The following is an 11917-nucleotide window of genomic DNA, read 5'->3' as shown; positions in this document are numbered from 1 at the left end:
GATGGGTTGAAGAAGCGGGTTGCCCCTCGCTAGGACGCGGCACGTTCGCCGTAGGCACTGCGTGGCCCGCCGAGATCTCGGCCAGCGTCAGCGCCTCGCGCATTGATGCTCAGCAGTGTCGCCGCGCCGGCCAGAACATTTCTTCGCCGCATGGATCAGCCTCGGGTGCACGCGAGTTGCGCTCGCTTGGTCTTCATGTCGATGTCTTCACCTGAAATCGCGTGGGCGCGTTGGGCTCGATCGGTTCGCGAAGCTCCCGCTGCCACCAGCCGACGTCGTGCCAGGCGCCGTGCTTGAAGCCGACCTTGCGATAGACGCCGATGGGCTCGAAGCCCACGGACTCGTGCAGCGCGACGCTGGCCGCATTGGGCAGTGCGATACCGGCGAACGCCTGGAAGTAGCCGAGCAGGGCCAGCTCGTCGAAGAGGGCGCGGTACAGCCTCTTGCCGATGCCCGTACCGCGCGCGTCCTCGCGCACGTACGCGGTGACGTCGACCGACCATTGGTACGCCGGACGCTCGCGGTGCTTGCTCGCGTAGACGTACCCGTCCACCGAGCCCTGGTCATCTTCGCTGACGAGCCAGGGCAGGTCGTGCAGCGTCTTCACGATCCGGCTGCGCATCTCGTCGACCGACGGCGGCGTCAGCTCGAACGAGATGCTGGTATTTGCGACGATGGACGCGTAGATCGCCGCGATGGCATCGGCGTCCGCGGGAGTGGGGACTCGAATGTTCATGGCTCAAGACGAAGTGGAGTGGATGACGGGAGCCGCGGGGGATGCGGACTTGTCGGAGGGCTGGGGCATCGCGAACAGCGCGCCGAAGGCCAGCAAGCCGATCGCGCCGGACACCCACAGTGCGGCCTCACCCCACTGGTCAAGACACAGCCCGAACAGCCAGGGCGAGGACGCCTGCGCCAGCCGCGCCGGAACCATCAGCATCCCTTGCCGTTGACCGTAGCCCTTGGTCCCGAAGAGCACCAGCGGCAGCGTGCCGTTGGCGATCGTCAGGATGCCGTTGCCGGCACCGTGCATCACCGCGAAGACGGCGGCAGCTGGCGCGCCGATGAACAGCAGGAGCGATGCGCCGACGGGGTGCATCAGCGCGGCCAGGCGGGCGGACAGCAGCGGATGAAGCCGCCGCAGGAAGCCAAATTCGAGCAGCCGTCCCGCCACCTGCGCCGGCCCGATCAAGGCACCCACGGCGACGGCGGTCGCCAGCGTGGCGCCGTTCGCTTGAAGCAATCTCGGCAAGTGAGCTGCCATCGCGGTGCTGATGAACCAGGTGGCTGCGAACACCATGGCGAGCAGCACGCCCGCACGCTTTGCACGCGCGCCGGTCAGTGGCACCGCGTCGCTGGGAGTGGCCTGTGCCGGGTCCGACGCGTGGTCTGCACTTGCTGCTCTGGGCAGCAACAGGTTCAGCGGCAGGCCAATCAGCAGGTGCATCGCGGCCCATGCATAACAGGCGCCGCGCCAGCCGACCTGATGCTCGAGCAGGTTTGACAAGGGCCAGCCGATGGTGCTGGCGAAGCCGGCAATCAGCGTGATGCCGGTGATGGCGTTGCGCGAGTCGCGGCCGTAGAGCCGCACCAAGGCAGAGAACGCGGCTTCGTAGAGTCCGCTGCCCATTCCGATCCCGAGGATCACCCAGGCGCCGAAGAGGCCCGCTGGCCCATGCGCGTTCGCGAGCGCGGCGAGGCCTAGCGCGAAGACGCCGTTGGTGCTGGAGAGCACCGGCCGCGCACCCCAACGGTCGATGGCCCGTCCAGCATAAGGTCTGAGCAGCGCCGACACGATGAGCGCCAACGAGAAGGCGGCGAAGACCGTCGGCGTCGAGACGCCGAGGTCCCTGGCCATCGGCACGGCCAGCATCGCCGGCAGGTAGTAGGTGGAGGCCCACGCCAGCGTCTGCGCCGTGCCGAGCGCAGCGACGACCACGGGAAGGTGGCGCGGGCCGCCCATGTCAGCCGCAGCAGCGCGCTGTCGAGGCTGCGACGACGGGCACGACCGGTTTGGTGCCGCAGGATGTGGTACCGCATCCGCCTTTGGACGGCGTTGCGGCGGCCGCCAGCGTGGCCGTCACGGGTGCGTCGCCACAGCAACTGCTCTCGGCGCCAGACGTGTCGTCGGTACCGAGGCCGCAGACCCCCGTCTCGGGCAGGTCCAGTTCGACGCGGTCCGCCGCTTCGAGATCGCCGGCGATGGCCGCGACGACCGAGCGCGCCTGCTCGAAGCCGGTGGCCATCAGGAAGGTCGGCGCACGGCCGTAGCTCTTGACCCCGATCGTGTACAGACCAGGCTCGGGATGCGCGAGCTCGCGGTGCCCGTGCGGACGCACGGTGCCGCAGCTGTGCACATTCGGATCGATCAACGGACCGAGGGCCTCGGTGGACTCGAGCCACGGGTCGAGTTTCACGCGCAGTTCACCGGTCAGCGACAGGTTCGGGCGCTGCCCGGTCGCGCAGATGATTTCGTCGATGCCGCTCAAGGTGACGGTCTCGTTCTTGGCGTTCAGGCCGACGACCGTCAATTGGCCCGCGGCCCGTTGGATCGCCGTGATGCGCAGGCCACTGACGAACTCCAGCGCGCCGCTGTCCCGCAGGGCCTTCAGCGACGAGCCCAGTTGACCACGCGCAGGCAGGGCGTCGGCCTCGCCGCCGCCGAAGACGCGGGTGAACGTCTGTGATCGCACGGACCACAGCAGGCGTGTCTCGGGCGCTTGCCGCGCCAGCTCCGCCAGGTACAGCAAGGCGTTCGCCGCGCTGTGTCCCGCTCCGACGACCAGGGTGCGCTTGCCTTCGAAACGAGTCCGTGCGCTGCCGAGGATGTCGGGAATGCCGTAGGAGATCTGCGACTGAGCCTCGGCTTCACCGATGGCCTGGAATCCGCTGGCACCGATCGGGTTCGGGGAGCCCCAGGTGCCCGAGGCGTCGATCACGGCGCGAGCCCGCAGCTCGACGGTCTTGTCGCCCTGCATCGCGCGAATGACGAACGGCGCCTCGGAGCGTCCGGCGCTCTTGACCTTGTCGAACCCTTCGCGGCTGACCGACACCACCTTCGTGTCGAGTTGGAGCGCACGCGCAACCTCCGGCAGTGCAGCGAAGGGTTGCAACACGCGCTCGGCCACTTCGCCCGCCAGCGGCAGCTCCGCGGCGGGCGGTGCATGCCAGCCGGTGCGCGCGAGACGCCTTGCCATCGCGGCGTCGACGTTGTACTGCCACGGCGAGAACAGGCGCACGTGCCCGTAATCGACCAGGTTCGCACCGACATGCATGCCGGCCTCGAGGACGACGAACGGAATGTTTCGCTCCAGCAGCTCGGCGGCTGCCGCCAGGCCGACCGGGCCAGCGCCGAGCACGGCCACCGGCAGCGCGTCGTTGGTTCGCGAAGTCTCTTGCTGCGTGAGTGCCATGAAGGCTGCGCAGGCGGGGCACGCGCCCTGCAACTCGGCCGACGCCTTCAGCGCCTGCGGAGCGTCCTCGATCTTGCCGCGCTTGAAACCGAACTGCGCGAAGTATTCGGGCGCCGTCACCGTCAGCAGGTACAGCTTGCCGATGTCGCGGCGCCGTGCCTCCTGCAGCAGACTGTTCAGCAGCAACTTGCCGATGCCCTGCTTGTGCAGGCCGGGCGCTACCGCAACGGAGCGCAACAGTGCGATCTGGCCGTAGACCTCGGCGCCGGCGCTGCCGACGACCTCGCCGTTGGAGATCGCCAGCAGGTAGGTGTTCAGGTGCGCCTGCGCGCCATCGGTGGGCAACTTGTTCGCCAGGAGCAGCGCCTCGATGGCGGGCCAGTCGGTCTGCGTGGCGTGGCGAAGGGTGGGGGCCGTGTTCAGCAGCATGATTTGGTTTCCTTCCGTTCCGGCGGCGGGAGGCAGCAGTTGGCTGCGGTGTCCTCGCGCAACGCCTTCATCAGCAACAAGAGGGAGCTCTCGACCGCGGCGCGTTCGCGCGTGCTCAGAGAACCCAACAACTGCTCGGCGTGGGCGTCGAGCGTCTGGTTCAGGTCATCGACGGTGCGTACGCCTTCGTCGGTGAGCGTGACGAGCCAGCTCCTTGCGTCGAGCGGATTCGGCTCCTTGGTCACCAGTCCACGCTCGACCATCGCCTCGACCGCGCGAGACACCCAGCTCTTTTCCAGCGACACCCGCGTGCCGAGTTCCGACAAGGGCAGCGGACCGGTGCGGGCGAGCTCGGTGAGCAGGTGGCACTGCGTGTTGGTGGTGCGACAGCAGTCGGCGACCACGCGCTGAGCCCGCGTGTACATGCGGGCGACTTCGCGCAGCAGGCCGCGTGACTGATCGGGGATTGCACTCATGTGGTTGTTGATAGCAACTATGTAGGCTCACGATAGGCACTCGGTTGGTCGTTGTCAATAGCAACTAAGTCGGCGGAAGGAAAGGGGCGATGCCCCTTGTCAGTTTTCTCTCAGATCGCGCGTTGGTTGACCCGCTTGGACAGCTCGTCCGCACTCTCCCGGCGCTCGCTGTAGCGGTCGACCAGGTACGGCGCGACGTCGCGCGTCAGCAGCGTGAACTTCATCAGCTCTTCCATCACGTCGACGACCCGTTCGTAGTAGGCCGAGGGGTTCATGCGCCCGGCTTCGTCGAACTCGAGAAACGCCTTCGCGACCGACGACTGGTTCGGGATCGTGATCATGCGCATCCAGCGTCCGAGCACGCGCAGCTGGTTGACGGCATTGAACGACTGCGAGCCGCCGGACACTTCCATCACGGCGAGCGTCTTCCCCTGCGTGGGCCGGACTGCGCCGATGCTCAGAGGGATCCAGTCGATCTGCGCTTTCATGATGCCCGTCATCGCGCCGTGGCGCTCCGGCGAGGTCCAGACCATGCCTTCGGCCCAGGCGGCAGCTTCGCGCAACTCCTGCACCTTCGGATGCGTGTCAGGTGCGGAATCGGGTAACGGCAGACCGGCGGGGTCGAACACGCGGACCTCGCCGCCCATCGCTATCAGCAGGCGCGCCGCTTCGAGCGTCAGCAGCTTGCTGTACGAGCGCTCGCGCAACGAGCCGTAGAGCAGCAGGAAACGCGGCGGATGGGTCGATGCGCCGGCGCCCGCCAAGCGCGTACCGGTCGGGGAGTCGAACAGCGACGCGTCGACGTTCGGCAGGCTCAGGTCAAGGAGCGACACGGTGGCTGCTCTTTCTGGTCAATGCGGCATCGATCACCGGCTGGCCGTCTTCCTTCGAGAAGGGGGCGAGCTGCGGAGACGGCAGGATGTCGAGCACCGCTTCGGACGGCCGGCACAGGCGCATGCCCAGCGGCGTGACGACGATCGGCCGGTTCATCAGGATGGGATGCTGAACCATGAAGTCGATGAGCTGGTCGTCGGTCCACTTCGGATCGCCAAGTTTCAGCTCGTCGTAGGGCTTGCCTTTCTGGCGCAGCACGCTGCGCACCGGAACGCCCATTGCCGCAATCAGCTCGACCAGTTTCGCGCGGCCTGGCGGCGTCTTCAGGTACTCGATGACGATCGGCTCGACGCCGCTGTTGCGGATCAGCGCCAGCGTGTTGCGCGAGGTACCGCAATCGGGGTTGTGATAAATGGTGATGGAGGGGTCGCTCACGGTGGGCATGGGATGACGAGGTTTGAGGAGGACCGCGGCTGTTCAGGCGCGCTTGGTTGACCGGGGCTCCTCCAGCGCTTCGCCAGAGGACTCAACGACATTGGGATGGCCGGCGCGCGGTTGACCGAGAGCTCGATGGATACACAGGCCGATCAATGCGCCGATCAGTTCCGAGACGACGAAGCCCGGCGCACTTGACGGCGCGATGCCGGCAAAGCTGTCCGAGAACAAACGCCCGAATACGGCGGCCGGGTTCGCGAACGAGGTCGACGCGGTGAACCAGTAGGCGGCCCCGATGTAGCTCGCGACCATGGCGGCCGCGCGGCCATCGGGTGCGCGCAGGATCACCAGCAGCAGGCCTGCGGTGGCGACCGCCTCGGCGATCCATTGCCCGATCCCGCTGCGCACATGCGTGGAGAACTGCAGGATCGTCATGTCGAACATGGCGTGGGCCAGCCAGGCGCCGAGCATCGCACCGACGAGCTGGGCGAGGATGTAGGGACCGAGCGCGGCCTTGGAGAGCTCGCCGCGCAATGCCATCACGGCGCTCACCGCCGGATTGAAATGCGCGCCGCTGACCGGGTCGAACACCCCGATCAGGATGTACAGGCCACCGACCGTCGCCAGTGTGTTGGCGAGCAGCGCGATCGCGACGTTGCCGCCCGACAGGCGCTCGGCCATGATGCCGGAGCCGATCACGACCGCGAGGAGCAGGGCGGTGCCGAGGGTTTCGGCAAGGAGCTTGCGACGTAGATCGACCATGGCTCAGCCTCTGGCGATCTGGTTCAGGGCGCCCTGCAGGTCGGCGTTGCTCATCGTCTCGAGCGGAAGCTGCAACAGCTGCAGCAAGCGATAGCCAATGGCCTGGCGGGTCAGTTCGAAGGCCTGGCGCTTGCCTTCGTCGCCGCCCGGTGCATTCGACGGATCGGGATAGCCCCAGTGCATCCGAACCGGGCTGCCGGGCCAATATGGGCAGGTCTCCTTCGCGGCGCTGTCGCACACCGTGATGACGATGCGCATCTCGGGGGCATCCGGCGCGGTGAACTCGTCCCAGCTCTTGCTGCGGAATGCGCTGGTGTCGACGCCAACATTGCCGAGCGCCTCGAGCGCGAACGGGTTGATGCGGCCGCTCGGCGCGCTGCCGGCACTGAAGCCGCGCACGTCGCGGCCGAGGCGCGCGGCGAGTGCGTTGACCATGCCTTCGCCGAGCACGCTGCGCGCGGAATTGTGGGTGCAGAGGATGAGGACGTTCGTGGTCATGGGGAGAGGAGACTGTGAAGGCCAGTCGCGAGTCTGGTTCGATCCCAAGGCATCGCTGTGACCAGCCGGGCTCCGGAGGATCGACCGCTCAGCTCCTGCCGATCTGGGTGATCTCGCGCTTGATCGCCATCGCATCGAGGCTCTTGATCGGCAGCGCCAACATCAACTCGAGGCGATGTTTGAGCGTGACTGCAGCCGACATGAACACGGCAGCCTTCTCGGTGTCAGTGCTACAGACGAACAGCACGTTGTGGATCTTGTCGGCCATGGGATTCCCTTGACGGCGAGCTGGCGGATGGAAGAGTTCAGCAGTCTGCGCAGGCCGGGGCCTTGACGACCAGGCAGCGTGTGCCCTGGCAGCAGTGGTCGGTGAGGTACCCGAGCAGCTCGTTCATCTGGTCGATCGAGGGCCTGTAGATGAGATGGCGGCTCTCGCGCTCCTGGGTCACCAGCCCCGAGTGCGTCAGTTCTTTGAGGTGGAAGGACAGCGTCGACGCCGGAACGTCGAGCATGGCCGACAGCTCGCCGGGCGTCATCCCGATGGGGGCGGCACCGATCAGCGCACGAAAGATACGCAGGCGCATCTCCTGGGCGAGCGCGGCAAGCGAAACGATGGCGCCTTGTTCTTCCATATTTCGATTCTGGTCGAAATATGGTTCTAGGTCAAGCGGACGCCGCTTCGCCCATTGAGAGAGCGCGAACGTCTGCTGTCATGAAGCTTGAGCGGAAGCTCAGGGTCGTCCACGATCGCTCGGATGGCGAACGTCACAGCCCGGTCAACATGTCAAAGCGGTAGTACGGCATTGGTCGGCAGCTACACGACTCACAGTTGCCGTTCGGCGCAGTGTGCTCGCTGATCCTCGAAGGCCAGGAGCCGACATTCCGGAACGTCTGCTCACTCCGCCTGCGAAGCAAGTCCCTCTCGCTAAGAGCGATCGTCACGGTGGTCGTGTTTCAACCCCTCCGCCGCGCTACGAAAGTGGTTCGTCTCGTCTGTCTGTTCGCACGGCGTCACCTCACATTGGATCGTCGTGTGCGTGATCCCAAACTGATCCGCAAGGCGGTCTCGAACCACGGGCAGGATGTCTCGTTCGGCGTGCACCTTTTCCTCCGTGACCAGGTGCGCCGTGAGAGTGCTCTTTCCGGAAGTGACAGCCCATACGTGTAGGTCGTGCAGGCTGATGACTCCGGGCACTGACAGCAGCGTCTCTTTAACCTTCTCCACGTCGACATCGTCGGGAACACCCTCCAAGAGGATGTTCACACTTGACTTGAGCAGCGTCCAGGTCCGGGGGACGACCCACAGGCCAATGCCAACGGCGACCAGCGAGTCCACCCACGACCAGCCGGTGAACTTGATGACCAGGGCACCGACGATGACGCCCACTGAACCAATCATGTCGGCCCAAACCTCGAGGTAGGCACCCTTGACGTTCATGCTTGACTCCTGGCCGCTGGCCAGGACTTTCATGCTCGCCAAGTTCACGAGTAATCCAACCACTGCGATGACGAGCATCGCTGTCGACTGGATTTCCGGCGGTGCCTTCACTCTCAGGTATGCCTCGTAGAGGATGTACACCGCGACCCCGAACAGCAACATTGCGTTGAACGCTGCCGCCAGGATTTCGAAGCGGTGGTAGCCGAACGTGCGCTTGGCGTCGGCCGGCCGCTTGGCGATGCGAATAGCCGCCAATGCGATGGCCAATGCCGCCACGTCGGTGAACATATGCGCCGCATCCGAGATGAGTGCCAGGCTCTTCGTGACGACGCCGCCGACCAATTCGACGATGAGAAACGCCATCGTGAGGGCGAGCGCAATCTTCAACGACCGTTCGTTGGCGCCGGTGGCGTGGTCGTGCCCTGCATGACCCTTTTCTTCGCTGTGTTCGGCGCTCATGCTGTCTTCGTGCTCAAGGTCGGAGCTTCGTCGGGAAGCTCATCTTCGTCGCGCCTGTGAGCCCATCTGTACAGGAGGGGCAGAACCAACAGCGTCAGTGCGGTCGACGACAGGATCCCGCCAATGACAACCGTCGCCAGGGGCCGCTGCACCTCGGCGCCGGTGCCGGTAGCGATGGCCATCGGGATGAAACCCAGCGAGGCAACCAGTGCGGTCATCAAGACCGGACGCAGGCGCGTCAAGGCCCCTTCCCAGATGGCATCGTCGAGGCTCTTGCCCTGGTCTCGCAAGGTGCGGATGTACGAAAGCATCACGAGCCCATTGAGGACAGCGACTCCCGACAACGCGATAAACCCCACTGCCGCTGAGATGGACAACGGGATGCCCCGAGCCCAAAGAGAGAGCACGCCGCCGGTCAGGGCGAAAGGAATGCCGGTGAACACCAGGAGGCCATCCTTGATGTTGCCGAACATCGTGAACAACAGGACGAAAACCATCAACAAGGCGAGCGGCACCACCAGCTGCAGGCGCTTGGTTGCGGACTCGAGCTGTTCGAACGTTCCGCCCCAGGCTGTCCAGTAGCCACTAGGCACGGAGACCTTCGCAATGGCCGTCTGAGCGTCGCTCACGAACGACCCGAGGTCGCGCCCCGTGACGTTCGCGCTGACCACGACCCGGCGCTTGCCGTCCTCCCGTGACACCTGGTTCGGACCGGGCGTCATTTCCAAGCTCGCGAGTTCGCCAAGCGGCACGTACGCCGTCGGCCCGACTCCCTTGGGCAGAGCAATCGGCAAGCGACGAAGTGCCTCCACATCCTGGCGGACCGTTTCGGGGAGCCTGACGAGGATGTCGAACCGACGATCTCCTTGAAAGAAGGTGCCAGCTTCGCGGCCGCCGATGGCCGTTGCCACCGTGTCTTGGACTTCGTTCATGTTCAAGCCGTAGCGCGTGGCCTTTGCGCGGTCGACGTTGACCGTCAGCATCGGCAGCCCAGTCGTTTGCTCGACCTTCACCTCCGTAGCGCCTGGTACCTTGCCAAGTGCCTCGGCAACCTCCGCGGCGGTCTTGTTCAGGACCTCGTTGTCGTCGCCAAAGATTTTCACTGCGACGTCCGAGCGCACGCCCGAAATCAGCTCGTTAAAGCGCAACTGGATGGGTTGCGAGAACTCGTAGTTGTTGCCGGGAACCAGAGCGGCTTCCTCGCGGACAGCGGCAAGTAGCTCGTCTCGAGTCTTGCGCGGCTCCGGCCACTTGTCGACAGGCTTCAGCATGATGTAGCCGTCCGAGATGTTGGGTGGCATCGGGTCGGCCGCAATCTCGGCGGTTCCGGTGCGGGCGAAGACTCGCTCGATTTCCGGGAATTTGGCCTTCAGGCGAGCTTCGAGCTGTTTCTGCATTTCGACCGACTGGGTCAGGCTGGTGCCGGGGATGCGCAGTGCCTGGATGGCGAAGTCGCCCTCATTCAAGCTCGGGACGAATTCGCTTCCAAGCCTGCTGGCCACGGCGACCGAGAACATGACCGCGACGGCAGCAAAGGTAAAAACTACGGGCGAGTTGCTCAGAGCGTTCTTGAGCGCAGGCTGATAGCGGCTTTTGGCCCACTCCATCAGCCGGTTTTCTTTCTCGGCAACTCGATTGCCGATGAAGAGCGCGATGGCAGCCGGCACAAAAGTCACCGACAACACCATGGCACCGAACAAGGCCAACAGCACCGTGTAGGCCATCGGATGGAACATTTTCCCCTCGACGCCCGTCAGCGCGAGGATGGGGATGTACACGACCATGATGATGAGTTGCCCGAACAGCAGGGGCCGCCGAGACTCTCTGGCCGCTTCGTAAACCTCGTGGAAGCGCTCTGAGCGAGTCAGCGGTCGACCTCGATGGGCCTGCGCGTGTGCAAGACGTCTGATGGCGGCTTCGGCCGAAACAAGCGCTCCATCGGCGATGACGCCAAAGTCCAAGGCGCCAAGACTCATGAGATTGGCGCTGATGCCGTAGCTGACCATGCCCGTGAACGTGAACAGCATCGACAGCGGGATGACCGTCGCCACGATGAGCGCCGCTCGGAAGTTGCCGAGCAGTGCAAACAAGACGACGATGACCAAGACCGCGCCCTCCAGAAGATTCTTCTGGACGGTGTTGATGGCCTTGTCGACAAGCACCGTGCGGTCGTACACCGTGACAGCCTTGACGCCCGCAGGAAGCGTTTTGTTGATGGCCTCCATCTGTTTGTCCACCGCATGCGAGACCGTGCGGCTGTTCTCTCCCATCAGCATGAACACCGTGCCGAGCACGACCTCCTTGCCGTTTTCGGTCGCTGCGCCGGTGCGAAGCTCGCGGCCGAGTTCAACGTCGGCGACGTCGCGGACGCGGATGGGCTGGCCGGCGGCAGTTCCGATGATGATGTCGCCGATGTCTTCGATCGACTTGACCTGTCCTGGCGCACGCACGAGGTACTGCTCGCCACGCCGTTCGATGTAGCCGGCGCCTTGGTTGGAGTTGTTCTTCTCGAGCGCGGTGACCACCTCCGACAGGCTCAAGCCGTAGGCGCCGAGCCGCTCGAGATTTGGTGCGACGACGTACTGCTTTTCAAACCCGCCAATGGAGTTGATTTCGGTGACGCCCTTGACCTTGCGCAACTGCGGCTTGATGACCCAGTCCTGGATTTCGCGCAGGTCGGTGGACGTATATGGCGTACCGTCGGGCTTCTTCGCGCCTTCGCGCGCCTCGACAGTCCAAAGGTAAATTTCTCCCAATCCAGTGGAGATGGGTCCCATGGTCGGCGTGATGCCGGCGGGCAGCCGGTCGCGAGCCTCTTGGACACGCTGATTCACCAGCTGCCGGGCGAAGTAGATGTCGGTGCCGTCCTTGAAGATGACGGTGACCTGCGAGAGCCCGTAGCGGGAGAGCGAACGTGTCTGTTCGAGGCCGGGCAAGCCAGCCATCACCGTCTCGATGGGGTAGGTGATGCGCTGCTCGGTCTCCAGCGGCGAATAGCCCGCCGCCTCCGTGTTGATGACGACCTGGACGTTGGAGATATCGACGACGGCGTCGATGGGAAGGCGCGAGTAGTTGTAGACGCCGAGACCGGCCATGCCCAGCACTGCCAGCATGACCAACCAGCGCTGCTCGATGCAGAAGCGAATGATGCGTTCAAACATGATGCGTTCCTG

At 64.9% G+C, this 11917-nt stretch carries 12 protein-coding genes; all 12 read right to left on the bottom strand.

Annotated features, from left to right (window positions below; all coding sequences use genetic code 11):
* Window positions 1–193 precede the first annotated feature (193 nt).
* On the bottom strand, window positions 194–736 hold the full coding sequence (locus tag ASC76_RS19960) for an arsinothricin resistance N-acetyltransferase ArsN1 family B (protein WP_056470428.1): 543 nt from the start codon (window positions 734–736) through the stop codon (window positions 194–196).
* Between the two features lie 3 nt (window positions 737–739).
* Entirely contained in the window at window positions 740–1963 is a 1224-nt protein-coding gene (locus tag ASC76_RS19955; protein WP_056470425.1) for an MFS transporter, read from the bottom strand.
* A 1-nt stretch (window position 1964) separates the two neighbouring features.
* Complete coding sequence (gene arsN2, locus ASC76_RS19950; RefSeq protein WP_082549308.1) at window positions 1965–3842, bottom strand: arsenic resistance N-acetyltransferase ArsN2; 1878 nt, start codon at window positions 3840–3842, stop codon at window positions 1965–1967.
* Window positions 3833–4318: a MarR family winged helix-turn-helix transcriptional regulator gene (locus ASC76_RS19945; RefSeq protein ID WP_056470422.1), complete on the bottom strand. Its 486-nt coding sequence runs from the start codon at window positions 4316–4318 to the stop codon at window positions 3833–3835. The genes arsN2 and ASC76_RS19945 overlap by 10 nt, the downstream gene beginning before the upstream one ends.
* Before the next feature lie 110 nt (window positions 4319–4428).
* Window positions 4429–5151: an arsenical resistance protein ArsH gene (arsH, locus tag ASC76_RS19940; RefSeq protein WP_056470419.1), complete on the bottom strand. Its 723-nt coding sequence runs from the start codon at window positions 5149–5151 to the stop codon at window positions 4429–4431.
* Entirely contained in the window at window positions 5138–5596 is a 459-nt protein-coding gene (gene arsC / locus ASC76_RS19935) for an arsenate reductase (glutaredoxin) (protein WP_056470418.1), read from the bottom strand. The genes arsH and arsC overlap by 14 nt, the downstream gene beginning before the upstream one ends.
* A 33-nt stretch (window positions 5597–5629) precedes the next feature.
* On the bottom strand, window positions 5630–6349 hold the full coding sequence (locus ASC76_RS19930; protein ID WP_056470415.1) for an MIP/aquaporin family protein: 720 nt from the start codon (window positions 6347–6349) through the stop codon (window positions 5630–5632).
* 3 nt (window positions 6350–6352) lie between these two features.
* Window positions 6353–6847 carry an arsenate reductase ArsC gene (locus tag ASC76_RS19925; RefSeq protein WP_056470412.1) on the bottom strand — a complete coding sequence of 165 codons (495 nt, stop codon included), beginning with the start codon at window positions 6845–6847 and terminating at the stop codon, window positions 6353–6355.
* 88 nt (window positions 6848–6935) lie between these two features.
* Window positions 6936–7115 carry a hypothetical protein gene (locus tag ASC76_RS19920; protein WP_056470409.1) on the bottom strand — a complete coding sequence of 60 codons (180 nt, stop codon included), beginning with the start codon at window positions 7113–7115 and terminating at the stop codon, window positions 6936–6938.
* 37 nt (window positions 7116–7152) lie between these two features.
* Entirely contained in the window at window positions 7153–7479 is a 327-nt protein-coding gene (locus ASC76_RS19915) for a helix-turn-helix transcriptional regulator (RefSeq protein ID WP_056470403.1), read from the bottom strand.
* Window positions 7480–7772: 293 nt separating this feature from the next.
* Window positions 7773–8744, bottom strand: a complete 972-nt coding sequence (locus ASC76_RS19910; RefSeq protein ID WP_056470399.1) for a cation diffusion facilitator family transporter — start codon at window positions 8742–8744, stop codon at window positions 7773–7775.
* On the bottom strand, window positions 8741–11905 hold the full coding sequence (locus ASC76_RS19905) for a CusA/CzcA family heavy metal efflux RND transporter (protein ID WP_056470397.1): 3165 nt from the start codon (window positions 11903–11905) through the stop codon (window positions 8741–8743). Before ASC76_RS19905 ends, ASC76_RS19910 begins: the two co-directional genes overlap by 4 nt.
* Between the last annotated feature and the right edge of the window lie 12 nt (window positions 11906–11917).

The sequence above is a fragment of the Rhizobacter sp. Root404 genome (genome assembly GCF_001425865.1).
Classification (GTDB): domain Bacteria; phylum Pseudomonadota; class Gammaproteobacteria; order Burkholderiales; family Burkholderiaceae_C; genus LMDS01.
This window is presented reverse-complemented; position numbering and strand designations above follow the sequence as displayed.

What these genes read in the sequence shown, in the direction of transcription:
- arsC (WP_056470418.1), bottom strand. Translation starts at nt 5,596, where the DNA reads ATGCCCACCGTGAGCGACCCCTCCATCACCATTTATCACAACCCCGAT.
- ASC76_RS19960 (WP_056470428.1), bottom strand. Translation starts at nt 736, where the DNA reads ATGAACATTCGAGTCCCCACTCCCGCGGACGCCGATGCCATCGCGGCG.
- ASC76_RS19915 (WP_056470403.1), bottom strand. Translation starts at nt 7,479, where the DNA reads ATGGAAGAACAAGGCGCCATCGTTTCGCTTGCCGCGCTCGCCCAGGAG.
- ASC76_RS19955 (WP_056470425.1), bottom strand. Translation starts at nt 1,963, where the DNA reads ATGGGCGGCCCGCGCCACCTTCCCGTGGTCGTCGCTGCGCTCGGCACG.
- ASC76_RS19910 (WP_056470399.1), bottom strand. Translation starts at nt 8,744, where the DNA reads ATGAGCGCCGAACACAGCGAAGAAAAGGGTCATGCAGGGCACGACCAC.
- ASC76_RS19925 (WP_056470412.1), bottom strand. Translation starts at nt 6,847, where the DNA reads ATGACCACGAACGTCCTCATCCTCTGCACCCACAATTCCGCGCGCAGC.
- ASC76_RS19905 (WP_056470397.1), bottom strand. Translation starts at nt 11,905, where the DNA reads ATGTTTGAACGCATCATTCGCTTCTGCATCGAGCAGCGCTGGTTGGTC.
- ASC76_RS19945 (WP_056470422.1), bottom strand. Translation starts at nt 4,318, where the DNA reads ATGAGTGCAATCCCCGATCAGTCACGCGGCCTGCTGCGCGAAGTCGCC.
- arsN2 (WP_082549308.1), bottom strand. Translation starts at nt 3,842, where the DNA reads ATGCTGCTGAACACGGCCCCCACCCTTCGCCACGCCACGCAGACCGAC.
- ASC76_RS19930 (WP_056470415.1), bottom strand. Translation starts at nt 6,349, where the DNA reads ATGGTCGATCTACGTCGCAAGCTCCTTGCCGAAACCCTCGGCACCGCC.
- ASC76_RS19920 (WP_056470409.1), bottom strand. Translation starts at nt 7,115, where the DNA reads ATGGCCGACAAGATCCACAACGTGCTGTTCGTCTGTAGCACTGACACC.